At 43.9% G+C, this 25,016-nt stretch carries 25 protein-coding genes; 12 read left to right on the top strand and 13 right to left on the bottom strand.

The genetic code is table 11. From position 1 onward, the window contains the following. Positions 1–149: 149 nt before the first annotated feature. The 3 genes from gluQRS to sfsA form a co-directional block, all read right to left on the bottom strand. Positions 150–1,067, bottom strand: a complete 918-nt coding sequence (gene gluQRS / locus FX988_RS14855) for a tRNA glutamyl-Q(34) synthetase GluQRS (RefSeq protein WP_160180923.1) — start codon at positions 1,065–1,067, stop codon at positions 150–152. 75 nt (positions 1,068–1,142) lie between these two features. Then, a complete protein-coding gene (gene dksA, locus FX988_RS14850) occupies positions 1,143–1,592 on the bottom strand; it encodes an RNA polymerase-binding protein DksA (RefSeq protein ID WP_160180922.1) in 450 nt (149 codons plus the stop codon). 166 nt (positions 1,593–1,758) lie between these two features. After that, positions 1,759–2,463 carry a DNA/RNA nuclease SfsA gene (sfsA, locus tag FX988_RS14845; protein ID WP_160180921.1) on the bottom strand — a complete coding sequence of 235 codons (705 nt, stop codon included), beginning with the start codon at positions 2,461–2,463 and terminating at the stop codon, positions 1,759–1,761. A 67-nt stretch (positions 2,464–2,530) separates the two neighbouring features. Between sfsA and pepB the strand changes: the two genes are divergently transcribed. After that, positions 2,531–3,814, top strand: a complete 1,284-nt coding sequence (pepB, locus tag FX988_RS14840; RefSeq protein WP_160180920.1) for an aminopeptidase PepB — start codon at positions 2,531–2,533, stop codon at positions 3,812–3,814. Between the two features lie 86 nt (positions 3,815–3,900). Here pepB and FX988_RS14835 read toward each other — a convergent pair whose 3' ends face one another. Then, entirely contained in the window at positions 3,901–4,083 is a 183-nt protein-coding gene (locus FX988_RS14835; RefSeq protein ID WP_160180919.1) for a helix-turn-helix domain-containing protein, read from the bottom strand. Between the two features lie 227 nt (positions 4,084–4,310). Here FX988_RS14835 and FX988_RS14830 point away from each other — a divergent pair, with 227 nt between their 5' ends. Together FX988_RS14830 and FX988_RS14825 are read left to right on the top strand one after the other, a co-directional pair. After that, complete coding sequence (locus FX988_RS14830; protein WP_160180918.1) at positions 4,311–4,901, top strand: YhgN family NAAT transporter; 591 nt, start codon at positions 4,311–4,313, stop codon at positions 4,899–4,901. A 21-nt stretch (positions 4,902–4,922) separates the two neighbouring features. Beyond that, the gene (locus FX988_RS14825; protein WP_160180917.1) at positions 4,923–5,513 is read left to right on the top strand and encodes a YjaG family protein; all 591 of its coding nucleotides are present in this window, start codon (positions 4,923–4,925) and stop codon (positions 5,511–5,513) included. Positions 5,514–5,532: 19 nt separating this feature from the next. Here the strand turns inward: FX988_RS14825 and rsmD are convergent, their stop codons facing one another. Further along, positions 5,533–6,117, bottom strand: coding sequence for a 16S rRNA (guanine(966)-N(2))-methyltransferase RsmD (gene rsmD, locus FX988_RS14820; RefSeq protein WP_160180916.1), 585 nt, complete (start codon positions 6,115–6,117; stop codon positions 5,533–5,535). Positions 6,118–6,201: 84 nt separating this feature from the next. Here rsmD and ftsY point away from each other — a divergent pair, with 84 nt between their 5' ends. From ftsY to ftsX, 3 genes are all read left to right on the top strand, one after another. Further along, positions 6,202–7,599, top strand: a complete 1,398-nt coding sequence (ftsY, locus tag FX988_RS14815) for a signal recognition particle-docking protein FtsY (RefSeq protein ID WP_160180915.1) — start codon at positions 6,202–6,204, stop codon at positions 7,597–7,599. Between the two features lie 24 nt (positions 7,600–7,623). Continuing rightward, complete coding sequence (gene ftsE, locus FX988_RS14810) at positions 7,624–8,298, top strand: cell division ATP-binding protein FtsE (protein ID WP_007985773.1); 675 nt, start codon at positions 7,624–7,626, stop codon at positions 8,296–8,298. Between the two features lie 70 nt (positions 8,299–8,368). After that, positions 8,369–9,349, top strand: a complete 981-nt coding sequence (gene ftsX, locus FX988_RS14805; protein ID WP_160180914.1) for a permease-like cell division protein FtsX — start codon at positions 8,369–8,371, stop codon at positions 9,347–9,349. Between the two features lie 66 nt (positions 9,350–9,415). Here ftsX and FX988_RS14800 read toward each other — a convergent pair whose 3' ends face one another. Beyond that, complete coding sequence (locus tag FX988_RS14800; RefSeq protein ID WP_160180913.1) at positions 9,416–10,657, bottom strand: EAL and HDOD domain-containing protein; 1,242 nt, start codon at positions 10,655–10,657, stop codon at positions 9,416–9,418. A gap of 530 nt (positions 10,658–11,187) precedes the next feature. On the opposite strand from FX988_RS14800, the gene rpoH reads away from it, so the two are divergent. Further along, on the top strand, positions 11,188–12,039 hold the full coding sequence (gene rpoH / locus FX988_RS14795; RefSeq protein ID WP_160180912.1) for an RNA polymerase sigma factor RpoH: 852 nt from the start codon (positions 11,188–11,190) through the stop codon (positions 12,037–12,039). Positions 12,040–12,238: 199 nt separating this feature from the next. Here the strand turns inward: rpoH and FX988_RS14790 are convergent, their stop codons facing one another. Both FX988_RS14790 and FX988_RS14785 read right to left on the bottom strand, forming a co-directional pair. Next, positions 12,239–13,678 (bottom strand): PepSY-associated TM helix domain-containing protein, encoded by a 1,440-nt coding sequence (locus FX988_RS14790; protein ID WP_160180911.1) that lies wholly within the window; start codon positions 13,676–13,678, stop codon positions 12,239–12,241. A 3-nt stretch (positions 13,679–13,681) separates the two neighbouring features. Further along, positions 13,682–14,209, bottom strand: coding sequence for a hypothetical protein (locus FX988_RS14785; protein ID WP_160180910.1), 528 nt, complete (start codon positions 14,207–14,209; stop codon positions 13,682–13,684). Positions 14,210–14,595: 386 nt separating this feature from the next. Here FX988_RS14785 and FX988_RS14780 point away from each other — a divergent pair, with 386 nt between their 5' ends. Beyond that, positions 14,596–16,686: a TonB-dependent siderophore receptor gene (locus FX988_RS14780; protein ID WP_160180909.1), complete on the top strand. Its 2,091-nt coding sequence runs from the start codon at positions 14,596–14,598 to the stop codon at positions 16,684–16,686. A 485-nt stretch (positions 16,687–17,171) separates the two neighbouring features. On the opposite strand, the gene FX988_RS14775 is transcribed toward FX988_RS14780, so the two are convergent. After that, positions 17,172–18,242 carry an MBL fold metallo-hydrolase gene (locus FX988_RS14775; protein ID WP_160180908.1) on the bottom strand — a complete coding sequence of 357 codons (1,071 nt, stop codon included), beginning with the start codon at positions 18,240–18,242 and terminating at the stop codon, positions 17,172–17,174. Positions 18,243–18,507: 265 nt separating this feature from the next. Here FX988_RS14775 and FX988_RS14770 point away from each other — a divergent pair, with 265 nt between their 5' ends. Next, positions 18,508–19,026, top strand: coding sequence for a hypothetical protein (locus FX988_RS14770; RefSeq protein WP_160180907.1), 519 nt, complete (start codon positions 18,508–18,510; stop codon positions 19,024–19,026). A 110-nt stretch (positions 19,027–19,136) separates the two neighbouring features. On the opposite strand, the gene FX988_RS14765 is transcribed toward FX988_RS14770, so the two are convergent. Further along, entirely contained in the window at positions 19,137–20,369 is a 1,233-nt protein-coding gene (locus FX988_RS14765; RefSeq protein WP_160180906.1) for an ABC transporter permease, read from the bottom strand. Further along, positions 20,363–21,088: an ABC transporter ATP-binding protein gene (locus FX988_RS14760; RefSeq protein ID WP_160180905.1), complete on the bottom strand. Its 726-nt coding sequence runs from the start codon at positions 21,086–21,088 to the stop codon at positions 20,363–20,365. The genes FX988_RS14765 and FX988_RS14760 overlap by 7 nt, the downstream gene beginning before the upstream one ends. Positions 21,089–21,195: 107 nt before the next feature. On the opposite strand from FX988_RS14760, the gene FX988_RS14755 reads away from it, so the two are divergent. From FX988_RS14755 to FX988_RS14745, 3 genes are all read left to right on the top strand, one after another. Next, positions 21,196–21,777, top strand: coding sequence for a DUF3299 domain-containing protein (locus FX988_RS14755; RefSeq protein WP_160180904.1), 582 nt, complete (start codon positions 21,196–21,198; stop codon positions 21,775–21,777). Continuing rightward, positions 21,778–22,236, top strand: coding sequence for a hypothetical protein (locus FX988_RS14750; protein ID WP_160180903.1), 459 nt, complete (start codon positions 21,778–21,780; stop codon positions 22,234–22,236). A 139-nt stretch (positions 22,237–22,375) separates the two neighbouring features. After that, positions 22,376–23,038 carry a DUF3299 domain-containing protein gene (locus FX988_RS14745; protein WP_160180902.1) on the top strand — a complete coding sequence of 221 codons (663 nt, stop codon included), beginning with the start codon at positions 22,376–22,378 and terminating at the stop codon, positions 23,036–23,038. A 54-nt stretch (positions 23,039–23,092) separates the two neighbouring features. Here FX988_RS14745 and FX988_RS14740 read toward each other — a convergent pair whose 3' ends face one another. Next, positions 23,093–24,094 (bottom strand): endonuclease/exonuclease/phosphatase family protein, encoded by a 1,002-nt coding sequence (locus tag FX988_RS14740; protein ID WP_160180901.1) that lies wholly within the window; start codon positions 24,092–24,094, stop codon positions 23,093–23,095. Further along, positions 24,078–24,998 carry a GTP cyclohydrolase FolE2 gene (gene folE2, locus FX988_RS14735; protein ID WP_160180900.1) on the bottom strand — a complete coding sequence of 307 codons (921 nt, stop codon included), beginning with the start codon at positions 24,996–24,998 and terminating at the stop codon, positions 24,078–24,080. Before folE2 ends, FX988_RS14740 begins: the two co-directional genes overlap by 17 nt. Positions 24,999–25,016 lie beyond the last annotated feature (18 nt).

The following is a 25,016-nucleotide window of genomic DNA, read 5'->3' as shown; positions in this document are numbered from 1 at the left end:
ATGTTGGCAACAAGAGTGGTTTTAGCTGTGCTCGGCGTGCTTTTAAACGCCTCTTTAACCTTGTTGATTACGCGAGAAATAATAAGTTCAGCTCCAATATAAAGGACTACCCAAAGCAGGGTGTTTAACGCGTCGGATCATAACCTGTCTTACGCGTCAATTCTATTGTCAAACGCATGCGGATTATCAGCTGTAAGCGCCACGCTCCAGTTATGCACTGCAAAGTCTAAAATATCTGTTACCGGGGCGTTGTTTAAATGACTTGGCACACGCAAACCTAATGTTTCTAATGCCGTGCACAAATTACTGGATGCGAGCTCATTATTTAATGGGGGGGCATGATTTTGTTTACTTAACTTTTGACCATTGTCCCCCATCACTAGCGGTAAATGTACGTATGCGGGAGCAGGCTGTGCAAACAGGTTATATAGGGCAAGTTGATAAGCAGTAGCGGGTAAGATATCCGCGCCACGCACGACTTCAGTTACTCCTGACGCAATATCATCTACCACCACAGCTAATTGGTAAGCGTAAAGTCCATCTTTTCGCCTTAAGATAAAGTCGTCTTTACTCTGCTCTTCAAAAGAAACACGCCCAAGCGCTAGATCATCGATTTCGTGCACAGCAACGGTATTTCGAAGAACGGTTGCGCTGCCCTGAGGGCTCAATGCTAACTGGGCGCATGCACAAGGCTGTCCTTTCGGATTGGCAAGCCGCTGTTTGCGAGTACATTGACAAAAATAACAATGACCGTTGACCCGCAAATATTTAAGCGCTTGCTCATAACGCTCATGACTATTATGTTGATAAATAACATCTTCATCCCATAACAAACCGTGACGTACCAAGGTTTCTTTTATGAGTTCATCAGCATTTGCTTGCTCTCGCGGCGGATCAATATCTTCAATTCGTAAGAGCCATTTACCATCCATTTGCCTAGCCCGTAGATAACTACCTAACGCGGCCACAAGTGAGCCCAAATGTAATGGCCCAGAAGGAGAAGGCGCAAACCTCCCTACATACTGGGTCTCTTGATGAGAACGACGTGCATCAAAAGGGGAGAGCATTAAGCGAAATCGTGCAAACGAAATAGTACATAAGCATAAAAAAAGCTGCGTTGAGCAGCTTTTTCGTTATCAATACTAACCTTGAAGCTGCTTTTCTTTAATTTCAGCTAGGGTCTTACAATCGATACATAAATCGGCAGTAGGACGCGCTTCTAAGCGCCTAACACCAATTTCGATACCACAGGTATCACAGAAGCCAAAATCGTCTTCTTCGATACGTTTAAGGGTCTTCTCGATTTTTTTGATCAATTTGCGTTCACGGTCACGGGTTCTTAGTTCAATACTGAACTCTTCTTCCTGTGCTGCCCGGTCAACTGGGTCAGGGAAGTTAGCCGCTTCGTCTTGCATATGATGCACGGTACGATCTACTTCTTGGCGTAATTGGTCGCGCCATGCTTTTAGCAACAAACGGAAATGCTCCATTTGTTTTTCATTCATGTATTCCTCGCCAGCTTTCTCCTGATAGGGAGTAAGACCAGCTAGGGCTAATAATCCGAGTGTTTTCATCGTGTTTCCTGTTGGCATCAGCCAATTCTCCTTAACTACGAGCACAGGACGGTTTTGTGCAAGCGGGTATGTATAACAGAAAGAAATACCGCTGGCAATTCTACGCACTGACCTGCTGTTAATGCTAAAAACCAAATTCCGACGGGCAATATGGCGATGTCGGCGAAAAAAGCAACTTATATTTTCATACAATCACTGGGAGTCGTTGATTTAGCGTAATATTTTGTTCGTTAATTACGCATGAGTATGCCAATACTTCCACCCCTGCCTCAACTGCTTGAGCAAACATTTGTGCATATTTTGGATCGATATGTTCTGCCACTTTTACGCTTTGAATACCCGTGTGCTGAACACAGAACAGCAAAACAGCACGATAACCTTGTTCGACCATAGCTGTTAGCTCGCGCAAATGCTTTTGGCCTCTTACCGTTTGGGCATCTGGGAAATAGCCTTGCTCACCTTCTAACAAGGTCACCGATTTCACTTCAATATAACAATCTTGTTTGCTCGATGCGCTAAGAAGAAAATCAATTCGGCTGTTTTCGAGCCCAAAACGTACCTCAGGGCGCACACTGTCGTAGCCAACTAATTCACTAATTGTCTGCATTGCCAGCGCTTCCCCGACGATTCTATTGGCATTATTAGTATTAATACCAATCCAATACCCTTGTTGGGTTACCGCTAACTCCCAAGTATAGCCTAGTTTGCGCTTGGGATTATCACTTACAGAAAGCCAAACTTGCATACCCGGCTCAGCACAACCCGTCATTGCGCCTGTATTGGGACAATGAGCAACGACTTCATTTTTATTTAATAATCTGACGTCGGTTAAAAATCGTTTGTAACGTTTAATCAACACACCTTCAATCAAACTGTTATTAAATTGCATTCATCACCATACTGTTTATCGTTACAAAATTGTTATGATATTGGCTTACTTATCTTAGGAGTGTTTTATGTCTCGACTTTCTATCCAACTGTCAAATGCGCCAGCCGCTGCCCATTGGGGCAAGAATGCTGTGCTATCATTCGACAATGAAAGCGCTACTATCCATTTATTATCTGATGACCCTCAACATAGAACCATTCGCCGCGCAGCGCGTATTCTAGACGGTTTGAATTTAGATTTCGTGACTTTATGTGGTAAATGGCATATCGAACAACAATGGGCTTTTGCCTATAGCTTCACCAGTAGCAAAAAACAGCACCACATTCAGTGGGCAGATGACGAAAATAGCAGTGCTTTAACCCAGCGCTATCAAGCGTTGGTGTTTACTCGTAATCAAACCAATGCCACACCGGAAGATCTGTCCCCCGAAAAATTGGCCAGCAGCAGTGTGGAATGGTTAACCAGCTTAAGTCCTAGTCATGTCACTGCAAAGCAATGGGTGGGCGAAGAGCTTGTAGAACAGCAGTGGCACGGACTATATAACGTTGGCCGCGGTAGCAAACGCCCGCCTGTAATGCTTGAAGTAGACTTCAACCCAACTGGCGATCCCCTTGCCCCTGTTAGCGCCGCATTAGTGGGCAAAGGCATAACCTTTGACAGTGGCGGTTATAGCATCAAAGGCAGCGAAGGTATGCTGCACATGAAATGTGATATGGGCGGAGCCGCCATGGTAACCGGTGGTTTAGGCTTAGCGATTATGCAAGGCTTAGAAAAACGGGTGAAACTATATTTGTGCTGTGCTGAAAATTTAATCAGTGGCCACGCTTACAAGCTCGGTGATGTCATCACCTATAAAAATGGAACAACGGTAGAAATCGTCAATACCGATGCCGAAGGTAGATTAGTGCTAGCAGATGGCCTAATGGCGGCATGTGAAACCCAAGCGCCATTGATCATAGATGCTGCAACGTTAACCGGCGCAGCTAGCGCGGCATTAGGACGTGACTACAATGCCTTTTTTGCGCTAGATAAAAATCTGATGCAGCGCGCATTAGGATACGCCGATGAAGAAAACGAGCCGGCTTGGCCCTTGCCGCTGGAGAAATGGCACCAAGAAAAATGCCCCTCTCATTATGCAGACACAGCCAATAGCCGCGCGCAAAAAGGCGGAGGAGCAGGAGGTGCATCAAACGCTGCCGGCTTTCTTTCACGGTTTGTGAGCAATGACGGTCAAGGTTGGTTGCATATGGATTTGGCCGCTGCATTTAACGATAGTGCAGATGCCTATACACCGGCAGGCGCCTCAGGTATGGGCATTCGAACCATAGCCAAGGCCCTATTGACTGAATAATGAGTAACTAAATACTCATTTGGTTTTCGTATATTTTGCAACAACCTAGGTGCGCAAGAGGTACCTAGGTTCGCTGAATTAAAAGCTCAAAGCCCCCCAAGACGCTCCGCGAGCACTTTGTATTTTTCTACATCTTTGGCATTAAATAGCGGCCTATCCTGCTCGTCTTTGTCTACCGCAATCAATAAACTCTCACGTTCTAAGCGTTCAACACGAATTGCCTCGACACCCAAAAAATTCGCTACTTCTTCTACTGTCATCACACTCATTTTCTGCTCCCTCTAAATATTACACACTCTTTACTGACTTCGGTACGCTGTTACTAGGTACTAGGTCATTGCTGTCTTTCAACCATAGCAAACAATTTGCTCGAGAGCTGTTGATCTTTAACGACTAAAAAAATAGATAAATCTTTCAATCAGATGGGCTGGGCTGCGTAGATGTTATACACTTGCCCAATCGCCCCGTCTCAATTAACTCCCGAAAGAGTAGCACTATGGAAACTTGGTCTGCGGCCATTACATTATTTTTGATTATGGACCCACTAGGCAACCTTCCTGTGTTCATGTCAGTATTAAAAACCATTGAACCCAAGCGACGCCGTATCGTTCTGATCCGTGAGTTGTTTTTTTCTTTACTGATCATGATGGGCTTTTTGTTCAGTGGCCAAGCCGTACTCGATTTTTTAAGTGTAAAGCAGGAAACCGTCAGTATCGCCGGTGGCATTATTTTATTCTTGATCGCGTTAAAAATGATATTTCCGCAACCCGGTGGTGTAACGGGCTTACCGCCAGGTGAAGAGCCTTTTATAGTCCCATTAGCCATCCCAATGATTGCTGGCCCATCTATTCTTGCGGCGCTCATTCTGCTCGCGAATCAAGATCATAGTCGTATGTTAGATTGGTCTTTGGCACTGCTGGCAGCTTGGTCGGTAAGCGCAGTGATATTAATGTTTTCGAATCTATTTCATCGCATACTAGGTGAACGAGGCCTAATAGCGATTGAACGATTAATGGGCATGATCCTAATTATGATTTCAATCCAAATGCTACTAGATGGCATCGGAAAATTTTATTCGCTAATGTAAAAGCGGAACAACGAGGTAACAATGAAAGAAAACAAACTAACTATATTTCAACAAGTTAGAGAATTAGAGTCTTGGCAGTCGGTTGCCTTTTCAGCAGCGCTGTTAGAGCGCATGTTACCGAATTACCAGCTTTTCTGTGAGGCGACTGAATTCGCAGACCCTAGCCCTTATCGCAATAGTTTAAATATTATCTGGGAGTGGCTTGCACACCCAAAAACAAAAATTAATTTTGCCGCGCAACTCGAAAAAGTAGAAGCAAACGTACCGGATCCTAATGATTATGACAGCATAGGCGTTTACCCAGCGATCGATACAGCCATGTCAATGTCAGCACTTATCTTATTGTTAATGGGAGAAGATCTGCAAGGCGCCGTCGTGGTGAGTAAACTCGCTCAGGGCACAGTAGAAACCTTTGTTGAGGCAACCTCTGATGACGAAATATCAGACGAAGAAATTAAGCAACATCCATTGATGCAATGGGAAATTGAAATACAACAAGAGTTACTCACCTTTTTAGCCAGTAGCCCTAAAAATGGCGAAACATGCAAAGCATTACAAGCAATCGCTATTGGCGAAGGCATGAGTAATATTGGTATCGATATTACTTCTTAGGGCTATTTTACGCCAGCAACTAGCCTTGATACAGCCGCGCTGTCACCTGGCTAGTTTGACTCTCTTTTAATAAGCGCCATTGAGGCGGCACACTGTATTGAGCATTTTGTGTTTCGCATTCAATATAAATCAAACCATCTTGGGCGAGCAAACCACCCTGTTCAATGCCCTCAATAGCTTTAGGAACAAGGTTTTGATTAAAAGGTGGGTCCAGAAAAATCAGCTCAAATTCTTCGTTGAGTTGATTTAAATAGCCTAAAGCATCACCACATAGCACTTTCGCACTATCTTCTGCGGCTTTTAAAGAGATTAGATTTTGCTGTAAGTTGCGCGCAACGTTTTTGTCTAACTCTATAAACGTCACGTGTTTAGCATAGCGAGAAAGTGCCTCAACCCCTAAACCTCCGCTGCCAGCAAATGCGTCTAAACAGCGGCTATCTTGTGTGTGTGCCATTAACCAGTTAAACAAAGTTTCTTTGTTTCTATCCGTGGTTGGCCTTAAACCTTGTACGTTCATCACAGGTAATTTGCGCCCGCGCCATTGCCCGCTGATAATACGAATTGCACCATTGGCAGCTTGTCTCTTTTTTACGTCTCGCTTCATTTATAGTAGGAATGCTATCATTGCTGCAAAGTAACGTAAGTGTACTCAATTAATTCAACGATTTTCCAAGGATTTCTATTTAATATGTCCAAGTTTTTCGGTTGGCTCAAAAAAGACAAGCCCAAGTCAGAGCCAAAAAATCCCCCTCAGAGCGCACCAGAAGAAGCCCAAGAAATACCGCAGCAAATCGATGAAATCATCGACGAACAAGGTGTCGAGCAAGAGCGCGCCCCTGAGAATGTTATAGAAACTGAGGTAGAAAATGCGTCTCATGCCCACCCAGCGGTAGAAGTTGAAAGCGCAGTAGATAAGCAGCCTCTTTTCGATGAGAACAGTTATACGACTGACATTGATGAATCCACACCGGCCTTAGTCACTGAAGTGGAAGATAATGATGTTTCAACATCAGTTATAACTGAAGAACCTGGTGCAGTAATAGAAGCCACCACAGAGATGCAAGAAACAGAGCTGGAGCTAGCCCCTGAACCAGACGCTGAATCAAAGTCTGAACCAGAGTCTGAGAAGCCTGCCAAAATAGGACTTTTTGCCAAGTTAAGACAAAGTCTGTCGCGTACCAAAGTTAACTTAGGTAGCGGTTTTGTCAGCTTATTTCGTGGTAAGACCATAGATGATGATTTATACGAAGAATTGGAAACGCAGCTATTAGTTGCCGATGTGGGGATCGATACCACCAGTAAAATCATTAAAAAGCTGACTGATGGTGCCAAACGTAATCAATTAAAAGACGGCGATGCCTTGTATCAATTACTCAAGCAACAGATGAGCGATATATTACAAGAAGTCAGCCAACCTCTTGTGCCCGAAACAGACGAAGGCCCGTTTGTTATCTTGATGGTTGGAGTAAATGGCGTAGGTAAAACCACCACCATAGGTAAAATGGCGAAGCAATTTCAGTCACAAGGTAAGAAAGTGATGTTGGCCGCGGGTGATACCTTCAGAGCCGCCGCGGTTGAACAACTACAAGTGTGGGGTGAACGCAATAACATCCCTGTGATTGCACAAAAAACGGGTTCTGATAGCGCGTCGGTTATTTATGATGCCCTCGAATCTGCAAAGGCACGCAAGGTGGATGTACTGATTGCTGACACCGCGGGGCGCTTACAGAACAAAGAACATCTAATGGAAGAACTGAAAAAAGTGTTGCGCGTCATGAAGAAAATTAATCCTAACGCACCTCATGAAGTCATGTTAACTCTAGATGCTGCAACGGGACAAAACGCCGTTAGTCAAACTAAATTATTTAATCAGGCAGTAGGCCTGTCAGGCATCACATTAACCAAACTAGATGGCACCGCAAAAGGCGGGGTCATTTTCGCCTTAGCCGATCAATTTAACATTCCTATTCGGTATATAGGCGTGGGGGAAGGAATCGACGATTTACGTCCATTTGCAAGTGATGAATTTGTTGAAGCACTCTTTGCCGAAAGCAGCGCTGATGCGAATGCACAAAGTACTCAATAAGTCGAATGTGCCAAGAGTGATGTTATGATCAAGTTTCAGCAAGTTAGTAAAACCTATCCTGGAGGTCAACAAGCCCTGCGCAAAGTTGACTTTCACATTGAGCCTGGTGAGATGGCTTTTCTCACCGGCCATTCCGGCGCGGGTAAAAGTACCTTGTTGAAACTGATCAGTTTGATGGAACGCCCTACGGTAGGGAAAGTGCTGATCAATGGTCATGACCTAAATCAAATCAGTCGTCGTCAGATTGCATATATTCGCCGTGATATCGGCATGATATTTCAAAGCCATCAACTATTGATGGATAAAAGCGTGTTCGACAACGTTGCTTTACCGCTCATTATTGAGGGTTATTCCCATAAAGAGACCAGTAAAAGAGTACATGCTGCACTTGAAATGGTGGGCTTGCGCGACAAAGTGAAAAACCTGCCTATTATGCTTTCTGGCGGTGAACAGCAGCGAGTCGGCATCGCCCGTGCTGTGGTGAATAAGCCTCCCCTGTTGTTAGCGGATGAGCCAACCGGTAATTTAGATCCAAAATTGTCGATGGAAATCATTCGCTTATTTGAAGATTTTAACCAAGCTGGGGTGTCAGTGTTTATCGCAACCCATGATTTGGGCCTGATTGCTCGTATGAAATACCGCACACTGACGCTTAAAAATGGGCAAATGATTACCGATGGCCTATCTCAAGACTTTTAACAAAAGCGCGCATACTGATGAACACCGAATCAGCATCAACTGGCCGCACACACATAAGTGAGTTTGAAGAATGAGTTTATTATTTAAAGGCCGCTCCCAAGGCGCGCAACTAAGTCAAATTTCTATTCTTCAACGCATCCAAATGTTTTTTCTCAGCCACCTTCGACAAGCGTTAGGAAGCTTAGGGGAAATGTGGCGGGCCGGTGCCGCTTCATTGATGACCATAGGGGTACTTGGATTAAGTATTACCTTGCCCAGCACCTTATATATTCTGGTCAAAAATGCCGAGCAGATTAATGCCGGTTGGGATCAAGCTTCCGAAATATCGCTATTTTTAAAAGCTGAAACCTCTAAACAACATATTGACCAACTACTGACACGGATTAATTCCTGGCCAGAGGTTAATAAAGTCACTTATATACCCGCAGATGACGCGCTAAACGAATTTAAGACACTTTCAGGCTTTGGTGATGCCATTGCTTATCTTGATAAGAACCCCTTACCTCCTGTGGTTCTCGTTACTCCTACTGAAAAGCATGCGGGTCCTGCGGCGGCGCGTTTGCTACTCGATAAACTGCGCAGCGAGCGAGAAGTCGATATCGGCAAGTTAGATTTAGAATGGTTACAACGCTTAGACGCTATTCTCACGGTCGCTAAAGAGCTGGTCAGCATGATCGCATTGTTGCTGTTTCTAGCTGTGGTGTTGATTATAGGAAACACGATTAGGCTAAATATTTTAAGCAAGAAAGATGAAATTTTAGTCATGAAGCTTGTAGGTGCCACCGACGCCTTTATTCAACGCCCCTTCATGTACACAGGCTTTTGGTACGGTTTATTAGGAGGGTTACTAGCATGGTTTACCGTGATCTGCCTTCTTTGGTGGATGAGTGCAAGTGTTGAAGCCGTCAGTGCTCTCTATCAGAAGCAGTTCACCCTTACAGGGGTGGATTTTGGCACCCTAGTCACTATGCTTTCTACGTCAGTCGTATTGGGGTTAGTAGGCTCAATGATATCGGTAAGGCGCCATGTAAGCGCAATAGAACCTAAGTGATATTTGCCTGAGATATAAACCTATCGTATCTCAGGCAACAGGAGGCAATTCCCTACAAACGAATCGCTATACTTTTGATTCAGGGAAGTGTGGCGATACAGATTGACGCAATCCATTACCCCATATGATCGCCTGATTAAACATACTGTGAAGCCGTTTCTGGTCTATTTTCAATAAGCCAGCAATACGGATAACCTTGAGCCAATTGGCACTTTCAAATGCCTTCGCCAGCACTAAATAAATAGACAAATCATTCTGCCCGCCACTTAATGCAAACTTTACGTCGTCATCTATTGGCAATTGATTGAGCAAGGTATCCATGTGTTGATCTAATATTGCATCTAACAACGAAAATAACCCGACTAAAAAGCCTACAGGCGGATTGTCACCTTTCTTGGCTTCACGCGCGACCAGATCACAAAACTTAGCTCGTACAAGGGAAAGATGTAATAACTCTATCGGCTTATCATCATTAAGGTTAGCCAAGGCCAACAAGGCAACAAACTTTTTGAGCTCCACTTCCCCCATATAGGTAATAGCATGGCGTAACGAGGTTATCTTATAACGTTTGTTAACCATGGGGTTATTCACAAAACGCAACAGCATATAAGACAGGCCAACATCATGCTCTATTACTGAATTAACACGTTCTATGTCAAAGGTTTCGCTTGAGCTCACGCCCATTAACTCGACCAAGGTTAGCTTTGACGTAGGTAAATTCTGTTGTTTTATCGCTTCAGGCTTAGCGAAAAAATAGCCTTGGAAGTAATCAAAACCCATGTCTCGATAAATTTCAAAATCTTGCTGAGTATCTATTTGCTCTGCAACCAATTTTACATTGGAATCAAGTAACCTAGGCATACTCTTAGCTATGCCGTCATAGTCACTCTGCATGATATTCACCTTAACTATGTCTACATAAGGTAAAAAATCATCCCATTTTGGATCGAGGTTATGATCATCTAACGCTATAGTAAAACCGGTATTTTTGACTTGTCGACAAACATCTAACAATGCGTCGTGAGGTAACACAGTATCGGATAATTCAACCACCACATTCGACGGGTCAAGAACAGCAGGCAAACCATTGACTAATGTTTCTTTTTGGAAGTTGATAAATGACTTCTTATTGCATGAAATATCATCTAGGCCTAGCGTGAGATAATGCTTAGCGATTAGCTTTTCGGTACGTTCGTCGCGAGTGGCGTCGGGAAAGCAATTGTTTTTACCATCTCTGAAAAGCAATTCGTAGGCGAATACATCACGTTTACGATCTAAAATAGGCTGACGAGCAATAAAGGCGAACATTTACATCCCTATGAAAACATTTTTATTAAGACTGTTTAGTCCAAAAGATATAACGCTTGGGAAGCGCTGCAAATTAATTTTAGTACCTTGATGTACTTTCGTCGTATTTTTGAACAAAGTCAGACTAACAGACTATTTTGAACCTTGTAAATACGACAAAGGATTGTTTTTACTTCAATAAAACAAAAAAGATCAATATCGTCTATCAAATGTGATGAAAGACCAGCATATGTAATAGAATATTAATATTGCGAAGATAGTTCTTGCGTACAATGATAACTGTTATTATGGTTGCATCATTCGTTGTTCATGAAGTACGAGCAACCCCCCAAAAGTAGCGCTGTATAAACTTTTAATTGATCTGGATCACACGGATCTGATTTTTGTATAATATATTACTGAAACATCAGTCGCTACATGAAATTTTTTCGCCTTTGAGTGGTCTATTACAACAAGCGTAAACTCAAAGCAGTTCTCGGATGGCAAAGTCATTGCATGGTTCCAAGAACACAATGTTACACGAGGTGATTATGACTACAGATATGCGTGCATTAACGTTAACCGTTCCACAGACCGGTAGCATCGAAACTTATGTTCAAGCTGTTAGCAGCATTGATATGTTATCCGCTGAAGAAGAGAAAGGTCTAGCAGAACGTTTACAACAGGAAGACGATTTATTAGCTGCAAGAAAGCTAATTATGTCTCATCTACGTTTTGTTGTGCATATTGCTAAATCTTATTCTGGCTACGGCTTACCTCAAGCGGATCTAATCCAAGAAGGTAACATTGGCCTAATGAAAGCTGTGAGACGTTTCGACCCTACAGTGGGCGTTCGATTAGTGTCATTTGCGGTACATTGGATAAAAGCAGAAATTCACGAATTTGTACTTCGTAACTGGCGTATAGTGAAAGTTGCCACCACCAAAGCGCAACGTAAGTTGTTCTTTAATCTACGCAAAAACAAAAAGCGTTTAGGTTGGTTCACACATGCAGAAGTACAACAGGTTGCAAGCGATCTTGGGGTAAGCGAGAAAGAAGTGCTACAAATGGAAGCTCGCATGAGTAGCCATGATCAAGCGTTTGACTTGTCTGCCGATGACGATGAAAGTGGCAGCTTCGCACCGGTACAGTTTTTAGAAGATAAAAGTGCTGACGTTGAAACAGACGTAGTAAATGCCGATTGGGATGCGACTGCATCACAAAAGCTTTACTCTGCGATAAAGACACTTGATGAGCGTAGCCAACATATTATACAGACCCGTTGGTTAAGCGATGATAAAACGACGCTACAAGATCTTGCTGATAAGTACCAAGTATCTGCTGAGCGTGTTCGTCAAATCGAAAAGAACGCTATGAAAAAATTACAAAGTGCGATGGCATAATCCACTCATTGATAGCTAAAAAGCGCGTTTCTAACGCGCTTTTTTATTGCCTGTGAAATATAAAAGCACCTGTTCTACCATTCCACGTTAATAGTGAGCACCCAAAGAGTGTTTAAAAAGCTTGCTCAACGCGCTTCCTTTAGACACATATCGACGCAAACGGTCATGCCAGCACATTGCTGGTAACAGCCCTGGCGGATTAAGGGCGAGCTTGTCGCCCCTTAAGCAATAAGTAAATCGCAAATAAAGCCAGTGGGATATTCAACTGCAACGCCGCTATGTTAAAAGCCGCGATACCTGATTTTGCGGTGTATGCAGCAATCATCGTCAACAAAGACACGGCTAGCGCTTGCTTTAGCCTGCTCACCCACAATTGCGTATTTTGCTGTCGCGCTGCAATCGCTAGAGCTACCACTAAGCCAACCCAAATAAATAGGTCTAAGCGTACGTGAATGAATAAGTTTAGTAGCGCGCTTACGCTTAATATCAACGGTGTGCCCCACACAAAGGTTGGCCACCATTGATTAATCACATCTGTAGTTTTGCGTTTGTTTAGCCAAATATTAATGCCTGTGGCTGATACCACCGTCAACATCATACCCAGCACAAAATACAGTACCTTACTCGCACTCCCTGCAAATTCGCCGAAATGCAGTCGGTACATCGAATAAATCACTTGCTTAGCCGTTTCACCGTCGCGATATCCAGCCGTTTCAATGAAGTTACCTTGCACATCAAAACGATAATTTTCCGAATAAATAAGTCGGCCGGGTTGCTTTACGAAAACCTCAATAAACTGCCCAGCGGTATCAGGTTCATGTACCGTTAAAAATAGCGGACTACCTTCAGGATTATGCTGGCGTATGTAATCCATGGCTCGGCCAATCTGCGGTCTTTGCAGCGGTTGTTCAAGAGCAGGTTCAGGTGTAAACAATTCATCGAAAACGGCTTGATTATCTCCGTCGTAAAATGCCTGGGACACCAAGCCAATTAACACTGTTGTTAAACCGAAAAACGCCCCAGTCACACCTATCATCAAATGGAAAGGTGCTGCCCAAACACTAAAACGGTTGTGCAAATCGATATTTTCTTGCAAGCCAGTACCGCCGCGGCGAAAACGGAAAGCGTCTTTAATGATCCGTGGATGAGCAAGAAAACCAGATAGAATAAGCGCGCATAACAATGCCCCAAATGCGCTAACCAAAATCATCCCGAAGCTCTTAGGTAGATGCAAATAGAGGTGTAAATCTACCAGCATTTTAGTCCAATTTGATTGCTCAACTTCGCCTAAAGAACCGTCAGGGTTCACAAAATGGGCAACATGATCATTTTCAACCACAATCCGCGGAATGCCTGAGCCGGGAAAGACCACGTACATGTGCTCGGTCTCTTCAGGATAAGTATCAACGAAGGTGTCGTAAGCCTTATCAATCGCCTGTATATCGACTTCTGTGGTTTCAGGTATTTGAGGTTGTTCCCAGCGCTCTAGCTCTTGATGGAATACCGCCAAAGTACCTGACAAACAAATAATGTACATAAACGCACTGACAAATAACCCTAACCAAGCGTGAGCAGAGAGCGAACGTTTACTGATAGAGGGGGTATTTACTGGGTTTGCGCTTAGATCTGAATTTTTCATAAATTAAACAAATAGATAAATGCTAGAAGCAAGTGAAACAAACGCACTAAACAGTAAGGGCGTACGCGTTTTCGAAGAGGCTAAATGCCAGAACGACAAGCCAGACCACACCAACGGAATAATAATCACCCCAGCAGCTAATTGATTCGGCCTTCCAAGTGGCAGCAAATCAAGAATGGCAATGACCAGCAGACTACTGACCAGCATCAATAAAATGAGGTGATACACAATGTAACCGCTATTTTTAAGCCATTTTTTGCCGTTAAACTGAGTGCTTTTATACTGCCTATCGATATGTTTGGGTGGCTGCGTTTTTTGCTCGCGAAAAATACCCAACCAAACATAAAGCGCTGGTAAACCAAGGGCAAACACAGTACCAAACTCAGGCCCTAAATCCATAACCAGTAATGGTACAGTAAGGAACAAGCTAACCCACCCTGAAACGGCGGCGAGCCTATTATTTTGCTTCCAGCTGATATACAGCAAATAGCTGCCTATTATGCCTAGTGCTATTGCGAGTAACAGTATCATTGGGTTTCCGTCGTTTTTATTATAGGTAAACGCTAAGTATTGGCGGGCTAAAAGCGCGATTTAATATTGCAAAAAGAAGAGAATCCTAGGCTATCACAGTCTCGCCAGCACCTATCCAATATGCGATATCCGATAGCATTACAAATGAACGCTTAACGGTTATATCAATACACTGCAAAGCCAATAGCTTGCGCTAAAAGTTAATAATAATGATTCCCATTAATACTGTAAAGTTGTTTCTTTTCACTATATTACGACGCTAAAAACGCTATCTACTTTGTAAATCACTTAAAAATCCATGTAAATACAAATCATTATCATATGCAATTCTATTTATGTATACTGCTTAGCTCGATTTTTCATATATTGATAACAATAGGAAACACATGAAGCCGCACACCTTATTTAGCTTGTCTTTACTGACCCTTGCCATGCATACACACGCGCAGCAGACGACTGAAACTCAGGAACAACAAGACGTCAGCGAAGTTGAGCACTTGCTTATCTCTGGGGTACGTCAAGATAGAATTAGTGAAGGTGCCACCGGCTTAACCATGGATATCAGCGAAACGCCGCAATCCATTAGCGTTATCAGCGCAAATTTGATGAGTAACTTTGCCGCGTTCAATATTAACGATGCCCTACGCCTTGCCACTGGGGTAACGGTAGAAGCATGGGAAACCAATCGTACCAACTATTCATCTCGCGGTTTCGAAATTAAAAACACCCAAATTGACGGTGTCGGTTTACCCAACGATTGGGGGATCGTGACCGGAGCAATTGATGCGTATGGCTATGAAAATATCGAGGTCATTCGTGGTGCCAATGGTTTGCTAACCGGCGTGGGCAATGCCTCAGGCACCATCAACTATGTGCGTAAGCGTCCTACGAATGAAACAGGCGGCGAAGTGGCTGTTATTGCAGGGTCCTACGATTTCAAACGCCTACAAGGCGATTACAACACATTACTTACTGAAGATGGACGTTGGGCTGCACGTTTTGTTGTTGCCGCTGAAGATAAGCACTCCCACCTTAATGGCTTATCAGATGAACGAGGGTATTTCTACGGTGTTGTTGATGGTCAGCTAACGGACTATTCCACCTTGACTGTCGGAGTATCTCATCAAGACGCCAACACCGATGGTAATTTATGGGGCGGCTTAGTATTTAACTACACTGACGGCACACAAGCCGAGTGGGACGTTAGTGACACAACCACCCAAGAATGGACAATGTGGGATACAATTAACACCAACGCCTTTGTAGAATTTACCCATCAAATGAGCGACAACTGGCGTCTTGATGTGAACTACCACAAGCGCTATTTCGAAGAGCAAGACAAACTTTTTTACGCCTATGGCACCATCGACAAAGACACTCAGTTAGGCCTGTTAGGTTATCCAGGACGTTATGATTCAGATATTGATTCCGATTTAATTGAAGTAAAAACATCAGGTTTTTTCAGTGCATTTGGCTTTGAGCATGAAGCAACGCTTGGCGTTAGTTATGCGCAAAGTACCGACACTATGTTTAACTATGCCGCTGATTTTAGTGAAGCTGCTTGGGGCGCACTGCCCGCCTTTCCTTATGCACTCGATGCCGTTGCCGAGCCTGATTGGCAAGAGCGCACCCTGTATTCAGAAATTAAACAAAACCTAACCCGCGTGTTTGGCTCAAGTAAAATCACGCTCCACGATGACTTATTTTTAATCGCTGGCTTTAACGCCATTGACTTCGAACGTAGCGGGAATAATAGCGGAGCCGAAATTGATAACAGCGAAAATGAGCTTAGCCCGTATTTAGGCTTTACTTATGCACTGACTGAACACATCAATGCCTACGCCAGTTACTCAGACATTTATCAACCTCAAGAGCAATACGATTTATCAGGGCAATACCTTGATCCAACCAAAGGCAAAAATACCGAAGCGGGTATAAAAATGCAGTGGTTAGATGAATCTCTTTTAACCACTTTCGCTTACTTCACTGCTGAACAGGAAAACCTAGCCGCTTATGCCGGGATTAATCCTGATAACGGGCAATTTTACTACTATGGTGTTGATGTTGAATCTACCGGTTTTGAAGTGGAGATAAGCGGACAACTAACCGAAAACCTCGATCTCATTTTAGGCTATACCTCAATCGAAATTGAAGATACCAATGGCGAAGATGCTAATACTTGGGCCCCTCGAGATTACGTGAACTTCTCGCTGAATTACTCCGTTCCAGCTCTACCCGCATTAAGAGTCGGACTTAATGGTCGTTGGCAATCAGAGACCAAGAACACCGATTACAATGTCACCCAAGACAGCTACTTTTTACTCAACGCCTATGCAAACTATGATATTACCGAGCGCTTGAGCCTAAAAGCGAATTTAAACAACGTAACAGATGAAAAGTACATTAGCAGCTTACATAGCTCGTTTTACTACGCAGCGCCTATCAATGGTACTGTCAGTGTGACTTATCGCTTCTAACTCTGAGTGCTATTTATAACGCGCTAACCAACAACAAAAAGGGCAAACTAAATTTGCCCTTTTTATTCTTTCGCTGCATATCATCGCACTCTTAACATAGTGCTATTTGAATACCTGTTAACGTGATCTGACAGATTAAATTAAAAGGCTGACACTTTTCTCGCTGAGAAGTTACGTTCTTGTGTCACTGATTGAGGCGTCAAAACCTTAACTTTCTATCTTCGAGAGGAATTGAAATGGAATCGGCATTCTTGAGTGTAACTCTCTTAGGACTGAGCACAAGCTTCATTATCGAGTTTAGAAAGAGAGGAAATGATGGCATCTTCCTTATTACTTGATTACTTGAAAATACCTAAGCTATTACACAACCTTATCCAAAATTTTTGTGCTTGTTTCGTTCGCTACGCTTGCTTTTTTGCCTCAATCTCAATTGGCAACATTGATTGAAAACGGAAATTCCCTTCTGGTCCGGCTCTTCTTCGGGCTTAACCTCTTGCCCTGTCAGCTATGTCGTTGTTACTCGAGGTAAATACGTAGTGGCCGGCCTGATTGGTCTCTCGCGTCACTTGGTTGTCAAAATACAAATAATTAAGATGCGCGAGTGCTTCTGCAATAGCGAAGAACATATTGTGCTCATTCAATTCCCGTTTAAACAGCACAGGCAAGCATTCTTTGGTGGTTTTACCTTGAGCGCAAAACCCTTTTATATTGGCCAAGTGCTCATGATGGTGAGAAATCAATTCGTCTACACGGGTATGCAAACCAACAAAAGGCTGTTTGTGGGAAGGTAAGACCATTACATCACTCGGCAGGGTGTTAAATTGGGGTAACGTACTTAAGTAGGATTTCAGAGGATTTGCATTTGGCTCAGTGCTGTACACCCCAATGTTCGGGGTAATAATTGGCAGCACATGGTCCCCTGAAATCAACACTTTAGTGGAAGGGTTAAACAAGCAAACATGTTCAGGTGAGTGCCCCCGGCCAATCATGACTTGCCATTGCTGACCACCGATAGTCAGTTGATCACCCTCTTGTAAACGCTCATGATGCACAGGAATAGGTCTAATAACCTGCCCCACTCCTTTGTTGGTTTTACGGTTTTCACTGGCGGTGGCAACATACTCAGGCGACATACCACAGCGCACTAGGTATTCATCATCTTGCCAATCTGATGCGCCTCGGCTACCTGCACTCATGGCTCTACCAACAAAATATTCAGAATGACTCATGTATAGAGGCGCGCGAAATTTATCGACTAAGTAGCCCGCCATCCCAATATGATCTGGGTGCATGTGGGTCACAATGACTTTGCTTAGCGGTGCATCCAGCTTGTCTAATACAGTATCCCAAAGCTGCTGAGTTTTATTTACGCCAATGCCTGTATCAACTAGGGCGTACGCTTTCTCGCCCGTATCTGAGTCATTATCTTCTATCAAATACAAGTTGATGTGATCCAACTCAAACGGTAATGGCATACGTAACCACAAAATTCCAGGCGCTATTTGTTGCCACTCTCCTGGCTCTGGTGCTTGCACATCAATATATTCAACTGTCATTGGGCGTACTCCACATGTTTATCTGTCCATTACAATCAACTTTTACCTCGATCACCACGCACAATAATGAATCATTAACTATCAAAGCCTTGAATAGCGCCCGCCCAAAAAATTAATTCAATTAAAACAATAACTTGCTCTTGCCACACCTAAATATTGTGACCAACCCCGCTCTTGGCACGTCTATTCAATCAGGTAAACGATGAAGCGTGATGACACAATCAATTTAAGCTCCATCGGCAATTGAAAAAGAGAGAAACCTAAAATGAAAAAAATATTCATCATCAGTGTATTAGTAGCGTTAGTTAGCGCCTGTTCAAGCACCCCCAATTTGGAGGATTACGCGAATGATCCAGATGGAATGTGGCAAGAAGGTAAAAAACTATCTGAAAAAGGTGAGAAGCTTATTAGCAAAGGTGAAAGCACCTTAGAAGATGCGCGCAAAGAATTACGCGAGGGGGAAATTCTTATTCAGTCTGGTACTGACGCCATTATACGCGCCAGACAAGACTATCAGAATGAAGCGACTTTAATTGGTAACTCGTCAACCCCTCAAGAAGTAGAGTTTGAGGCAGAGAAACTCAATGCCATCGGTGAGCGTTGGGAAGATGCCATCGATGACATCAAAAAGGGGAATAACATGGTAGCCAAGTCGAAGAAGCTGCAAACCAAAGCCCAAGAGCAAATCAGCGAAGGTCGCAGGTTAGTTGAAAAAGGTGCTGGTTTTATTCGTAACAGCCAGCGCATACGCTTAAATGTCCCGTTATTACCAGACAGTCAATAGCAGAGGTAGAACGTAAGCACCTTCACCTAACAACAGAAAAACAAAGGCCGAATTCATCGGCCTTTGCATTCAATATCGGCGATACAAGCATATCGCCTCTTACTCTTGCATCACCCAGACAACCTTGATTGTAACGCGGTTTTATAGGCCTCAAAAGCAGGAACAGCCGAGGTCACTATGGATGCAACAGCGATGACAAGGGCGATTTGCAGTGTTTCCCATGAAAGTAAATTGGCACTTAAAAACAAACCATAATGGGCGGCCAAACTGTCACTGCACAGCGCGAGCGTCGCGCTTACTAATGCCACAGCACTTGCCACCGCAATCACCACCAGCATCAAAGCTTCTAATAACACTAGACCAAATATCACCCTTGGACCCGCACCTAACGTGCGCAGTACCGCTATCTCACCTTTGCGTTCATTCATAGAGGCCAGCAACATGGTCGACAAACCAAACAGTGATGATATCAACACCAACACGCTGATGACTCTGAGCACATTTTCAATGCTTGCCATCATTTGCCAAAGTTCCGCTAACGCCACGCCGGGTAGCACAGCCATCAAACGATCGTCTTGGTAATTATTCAAATCACGCTGTAGTTTAAAGGTGGCAAACTTGGTTTTTAGGCCCAAGATCACAGCGGTCACACTGTCAGGTTTCACCTTGTCTGCTAAACCACCTTCAAGGATCGCATCTAGCTGAGAAGGCGCCAGATGTATGGCCTCAATAGCTTGCAGTGTGACATGTACGGTTTTATCGATTGGTGTGCCTGTTGGCTTGAGAATACCACTTATCACAAACGGGCTATGATCATGATGACTAAAACTGGTTGCGCCAATACCGTGAGCAACAACAATCTTATCCCCCACATGGTAATTTAGTGCTTTGGCCACATCGGCCCCAATCACGGTATCAAACATCCCTGAAAACGGCTTTCCTGATGCGACTTCTAGCGCTCTTTTATCGCCGTACTGATAGTGAGCAAAGTAATCACTGTTGGTTCCTAGTACGCGAAACCCGCGGTGTGAATCCCCTAAAGAAAGTGGAATTGCCCATGCCACTTGCTGATTATTTTTGAGCATTTCATAGCTTTTATAATCGATATTACTGGTGGGATCTCCCATACGAAATACCGAATATAACAACAGGTTGAGCTGCCCGCTGGGTGCACCAACGATTAGATCAGCCCCTGAAATGGTGCGGTTAAAACTGCTTTTCGCTTGCTGGCGAATATGCTCAACACTTAACAAGACACTGATGCTAATCAGCAGCGAAAGAAAAGTCAGGATCACTGATTTTTTACGGCTACACAGACTGCTCCAGGCGAGTGAAATTAACATGCTGCGCCCTCAAATGGTTTATTCAAACTTGACATATCAATGCGGCTATTAAAAAATTCCTTTAGTGACATATCATGGCTAACAAATATCAAGCTAGCCTCTACGCTTTCACACATCTCTAGCAGAATAGTCATAAATGCATCTCTTGCTGATGCATCTAAGGCTGATGTTGGCTCATCCACCAACAGCAATTCAGGCTGATTAATGAGCGCGCGAGCGATAGCAACACGTTGCTGCTGCCCCACACTCAAAGCATTCGCCGGCTTGTGCAATACATCACTAGGCAGGTTCAATTTGGCCAGCATAGCATTAGCAGAGGCCACAATATCTTTATCTCGCTTGGCCGCGAAGTGATTGGCTAATTGAATATTTTTAAGCACACTCAAATAAGGTACTAGATTAAACTGCTGAAATACCACTCCGATATGATGCGCCCTGAAAGTGTCTCTGCGCCGCGCGGATAACGTCGAAAAAGGCTGCTCTAGTAGTTCAATAGTCCCCTGAGTCGGCGTTAACACCCCCGACAACAAATTCAACAAGGTCGTTTTGCCCGAGCCAGAATCACCATGCAAAAATACCCGCTCACCACGGGCGACTTGCCAAAGGGGGATATTCAATGCGTTTTCTGCACCCGATTTACCATAGCGAAATTGCACGTTTTGCAGGTTAATTGCCCATGGCTTATGTGGCTCATGGTTATCTGTATTGACTTCTTTCATGGATCCGTTTTTTTGAAAATATCTTAAACTATCAACATCACAATTGATATGTTATAACATTCACTTCAATCTGAGACGAAGCACTTTTTAAAGCAAAGATGTAAGAAATGAAGACACAAATTTTACCTGTGCGCGTCATCGCGTTGCTCTTAATTATTATCTTGCCCAATGTGGCACATGCAGAACAAGCCAGTGAAAGCTACCAAGAAATAGAGTGGATTGCACTGATGCCCAAGGACGATCTTGATGCTCTCATGAACCCGCCTGATTATCTATTAGGTATTGAAGATGGTTCAGAGCAAGATTCAGTCGAAGCACTGAATGAAAAAGAAGGCGTTGACGAAAACACCAAGCGTTTTCAAAAAGCATTGAGTTCTACCCGCGTTATCGATACTTATGCCAATAAACGCATTCGTATTCCCGGCTTCATCGTTCCTTTGCAGTCTGACGATTCTCAGCAGATAACAGAGTTTTTTATCGTGCCATATTTTGGCGCTTGCTTACATATGCCGCCACCGCCGCCTAACCAAATCATTCATAGTACCTCCCCACAAGGCATACAGCTCGACAGTCTTTATGACCCATTCTGGTTTGAAGGTACTCTGGTAATCGACACCGAGGAAAACGCTCTCGGTACCTCAGCGTATCGTCTCAAGCTAAACAAAGCTTACCCCTTCGAGGAGGAATAAATGCACACATTAAAAGTCATTTTTTGTAGCGTGTCTCTATCACTGGTAGGGCTACTACCTTTTGCGGTGCAGGCATGCGAGTTTCATGGCGGTTTAGGGTTCGGTATATATTCGTCGTTTCATCCAATGAAACAAATTCAGTATCAGCAAGATTTCGAGCAACCCTTGCATGTTACTCACCCATCAAGAGTTAACGCCGAAACGAACACGTCTACCATACTTAATATTGAATACGCTGTACCTGAGACATACCAAAATGTCGTCATTACCTTTTCAGGCAGTGAAGACGTTACCTTGTTGAGCGACACAAGGTTAACCGCTGCGGGCGTATCTGGCAGCTATCCATTGAAATACAAAGTCAGTAAGGTGGGTCACCATAAAATATCAGTACACATAAATGCACTCAAACGTGAAGAAAAAGTTGATTTTTCTCAGCATGTTACCGTAAACGCCATATGATAACTGGCCTCCTGGTTCGCCCTTAACAACAATGCCCTTATGAGCCAATGAGCAGTATGAATTCCCAGTCCTCCCTTAACCGTTTGATTGCTAAAAGCAAAATCGCTCATAGCACAGGCGAACCGGAAATAACGAGAGCATGTTGATTAACAAACTAAAAATAGTGGGTATCATGCTGTTCTTTTTTGCGGCTGGCGTCTCACTAACAAAATGCCAAGACAAAAATTACCTCGCTAACATATACAATGAGCTAGCTAGCCCTGAGTTGTACGTGACCCCAGATATGGATTTACGCAACCGATTGAGCAACAGCGACATCATTCAATTAGGGTGGCGTGACCTACTACCCAATGCGGATCAAGACGTATTAGATAAATATCAGTCCAGCGGTGACAAAGCGCTCAGTGAACAGGTGACACTTTCTTTGCAAGCCACCACAGACGAGCAATATCAATCCGCGCTGTATTCGACAAACGTGGTTGAGCCCCTCATAGGCAAAGCAGTGCGTATTTCAGGCTATATGGTGCCGATTGACTTAAACGATGATAGAAGCGTAAAACGGTTTTTCTTGGTGCCTTATTACGGAGCCTGTATTCATTACCCGCCGCCTCCCCCTAACCAGTTAATTTATGTGGATTTAATTGATGGTTTTTCTAAGATCATGATGAGCCAAGCCTTCACCCTCACTGGTGTGCTGGAAAAAGGCTTGTTTGAAGATCATCAAGGTACATCAGCATACATACTGAACCTGTCACACATCACAGCGTTCGACGAACAACCAGATGAATACCGCAAGCATTAAATTGGTATAACCTTGCGGTGCTCTATACCTGCACAAGCCTAATGAACACTGCGCCTACATAAGCGTAACAGACACAGCACAGTGATCGCTTAACATGGCCTTTTCCTGAGCCTTTAGGCTCTTATCATGCGGAGTACTTCCATTCATGCCGTCATACTTATACACATGGGCAGTCGAGGCGATAGACGCCGCTTTTACCCCACCAATTAAAATATGATCAATTGGCTCTGGGTAGCGTGGATGACAGCCAACAAGGTGCCGTGTAGCGATATCTACATCGTATTTATCGCTGGTTAATCTACTCGCCAGATAATTATCCGCACTTGCCAACCTGTGATTAAAATCGCCTAGCACCATGTAAGGCATTGCCAACGATTGATGCTCTGTTAGCCACTGCTCTATAACAGGAATTTGCTGAGCAAGCGTCTGACATGAGTCCTTATCGCTGGCCGTGTAATCGTCCACAAAGCAACCACTTTTTAAGTGCACGTTTAACATAGCGGTCGGGCCTAATGGGGTTTCAACCGTGACCGCTAACCCATAGCGTAAGCCCACTTTGTGTAATGCTAGTTGGTCATTTTGTTGTACATCTAAAATTTGGGTGCCTTTACGAATAGCAAACGCCACCTTTTGCTGAGTAGAGGTAAAACCGCTTTCTCGACACTCGTATGAAGGGCTGTCAGGTCGAGCAGAAAAGACCAAATCCCATTCACTTTCAGGAAAAACTAAATCAAGAGCTTGGGTCGATGCCACCTCTTGCAAGGCAATCACACTGGCACCTAAGCCTGCCACATAGGCTTTCATCGCCGCAATCTCTTTGCTGGTTCTTGGTCTGCAACCTGTATCACTAGGATAAGCAAAGTGCTCCGTATTCCAGGTAGCCACTTTGAAACCGCTGATCTCATAACGACCTTGCTCGCGTGCAACTATCTCTGCAGAGGTGGCCTGCTCTAATGCTTTTTTGCTCGCTAGATCAGAAGCGGCATTATGTGTTGAGCACCCCGTCCCCAGGGCTACAGCCGCTGTCAACAATAGCGCTTTATATAGATTGTCCATCCTCTTTATCCTTAAAATCAATGGCAACGGCATTATGAGCGTGTAAGCTTTCTTGGTGCTCCACTTTAAACCAATAATCGAGCAGGCCTTTATCATTCTCAAGCGCTCTCTTTAAGCGCCTAGCTGCATCCTCACAAAACATTAAATTTTCAGCATTTAACTTAGCGAACGCTTGCTCATCTTGGCGTTTTACCGCGGTTTGCACTGGCGTACCTATCACCCCTTCAAGCTCTGTAATTAACTCAGGGAAATGGGGCAAGGTATCCCCATCAAGCGTTAATTTGATATAGGCGTAAGAACGTTGGCTGTGTGGCGTAGCCACCGCACCGCCTGTGGAAGTGAGCCACTGGGATAACTCACCTTTTGAAATGACATCACCAGAAAACCGCTCAGCAATGGCATCACTTAAAGCTTGTTGCGATAACGCAGAGGAGCATGGGCAGGTACTAGAATAAGGGATCGTTAAAGAGACCACTGTCAGCATTTTTTCGTTAATTTGCTGTTTAGATATGCCAATAGGATAACTTTGGTAGCCAAACTCATTACTCAGCAAAGCCTTTTTGTGCAATGTGAGCTCAAAGTCGAGATTTACTTTAGCGCCTTGACTAAGCCCTTCTTGAGATGCAATCAGTTCATTAAGCAACCTGGTCAGCGTCTCACCGCTGAGTAACTCTACGCCTAGAATGTCATTTAGCTTAATGAATAGACGCGACATATGAATGCCTTTCGCGTTGCGTTTATCTAAGCTAACAAACACATCTGTTTTAGCGCTGACATTGGCAGTTTCATGGCCTGTCAAAGGCACCTGAATAGGTACGGCAATGCCTTCCATACCGACCCATTTAAGTGGTGCAGCAGAGGCTACGTTCTCGCTGGACGTAACATCCGGTAAATTTATACTCATATTGTAAACATGCCCCTC

Source organism: Paraglaciecola mesophila (assembly GCF_009906955.1).
GTDB classification, from domain to species: Bacteria; Pseudomonadota; Gammaproteobacteria; order Enterobacterales; family Alteromonadaceae; genus Paraglaciecola; species Paraglaciecola mesophila_A.
Note: the sequence above shows the minus strand (reverse complement) of the source record. Positions and strands in the feature narration are given on the sequence as shown.

Coding starts and splice junctions, on each gene's coding strand:
- gluQRS (WP_160180923.1), bottom strand. CDS start 1,067: ATGCTCTCCCCTTTTGATGCACGTCGTTCTCATCAAGAGACCCAGTAT.
- dksA (WP_160180922.1), bottom strand. CDS start 1,592: ATGCCAACAGGAAACACGATGAAAACACTCGGATTATTAGCCCTAGCT.
- sfsA (WP_160180921.1), bottom strand. CDS start 2,463: ATGCAATTTAATAACAGTTTGATTGAAGGTGTGTTGATTAAACGTTAC.
- pepB (WP_160180920.1), top strand. CDS start 2,531: ATGTCTCGACTTTCTATCCAACTGTCAAATGCGCCAGCCGCTGCCCAT.
- FX988_RS14835 (WP_160180919.1), bottom strand. CDS start 4,083: ATGAGTGTGATGACAGTAGAAGAAGTAGCGAATTTTTTGGGTGTCGAG.
- FX988_RS14830 (WP_160180918.1), top strand. CDS start 4,311: ATGGAAACTTGGTCTGCGGCCATTACATTATTTTTGATTATGGACCCA.
- FX988_RS14825 (WP_160180917.1), top strand. CDS start 4,923: ATGAAAGAAAACAAACTAACTATATTTCAACAAGTTAGAGAATTAGAG.
- rsmD (WP_160180916.1), bottom strand. CDS start 6,117: ATGAAGCGAGACGTAAAAAAGAGACAAGCTGCCAATGGTGCAATTCGT.
- ftsY (WP_160180915.1), top strand. CDS start 6,202: ATGTCCAAGTTTTTCGGTTGGCTCAAAAAAGACAAGCCCAAGTCAGAG.
- ftsE (WP_007985773.1), top strand. CDS start 7,624: ATGATCAAGTTTCAGCAAGTTAGTAAAACCTATCCTGGAGGTCAACAA.
- ftsX (WP_160180914.1), top strand. CDS start 8,369: ATGAGTTTATTATTTAAAGGCCGCTCCCAAGGCGCGCAACTAAGTCAA.
- FX988_RS14800 (WP_160180913.1), bottom strand. CDS start 10,657: ATGTTCGCCTTTATTGCTCGTCAGCCTATTTTAGATCGTAAACGTGAT.
- rpoH (WP_160180912.1), top strand. CDS start 11,188: ATGACTACAGATATGCGTGCATTAACGTTAACCGTTCCACAGACCGGT.
- FX988_RS14790 (WP_160180911.1), bottom strand. CDS start 13,678: ATGAAAAATTCAGATCTAAGCGCAAACCCAGTAAATACCCCCTCTATC.
- FX988_RS14785 (WP_160180910.1), bottom strand. CDS start 14,209: ATGATACTGTTACTCGCAATAGCACTAGGCATAATAGGCAGCTATTTG.
- FX988_RS14780 (WP_160180909.1), top strand. CDS start 14,596: ATGAAGCCGCACACCTTATTTAGCTTGTCTTTACTGACCCTTGCCATG.
- FX988_RS14775 (WP_160180908.1), bottom strand. CDS start 18,242: ATGACAGTTGAATATATTGATGTGCAAGCACCAGAGCCAGGAGAGTGG.
- FX988_RS14770 (WP_160180907.1), top strand. CDS start 18,508: ATGAAAAAAATATTCATCATCAGTGTATTAGTAGCGTTAGTTAGCGCC.
- FX988_RS14765 (WP_160180906.1), bottom strand. CDS start 20,369: ATGTTAATTTCACTCGCCTGGAGCAGTCTGTGTAGCCGTAAAAAATCA.
- FX988_RS14760 (WP_160180905.1), bottom strand. CDS start 21,088: ATGAAAGAAGTCAATACAGATAACCATGAGCCACATAAGCCATGGGCA.
- FX988_RS14755 (WP_160180904.1), top strand. CDS start 21,196: ATGAAGACACAAATTTTACCTGTGCGCGTCATCGCGTTGCTCTTAATT.
- FX988_RS14750 (WP_160180903.1), top strand. CDS start 21,778: ATGCACACATTAAAAGTCATTTTTTGTAGCGTGTCTCTATCACTGGTA.
- FX988_RS14745 (WP_160180902.1), top strand. CDS start 22,376: ATGTTGATTAACAAACTAAAAATAGTGGGTATCATGCTGTTCTTTTTT.
- FX988_RS14740 (WP_160180901.1), bottom strand. CDS start 24,094: ATGGACAATCTATATAAAGCGCTATTGTTGACAGCGGCTGTAGCCCTG.
- folE2 (WP_160180900.1), bottom strand. CDS start 24,998: ATGAGTATAAATTTACCGGATGTTACGTCCAGCGAGAACGTAGCCTCT.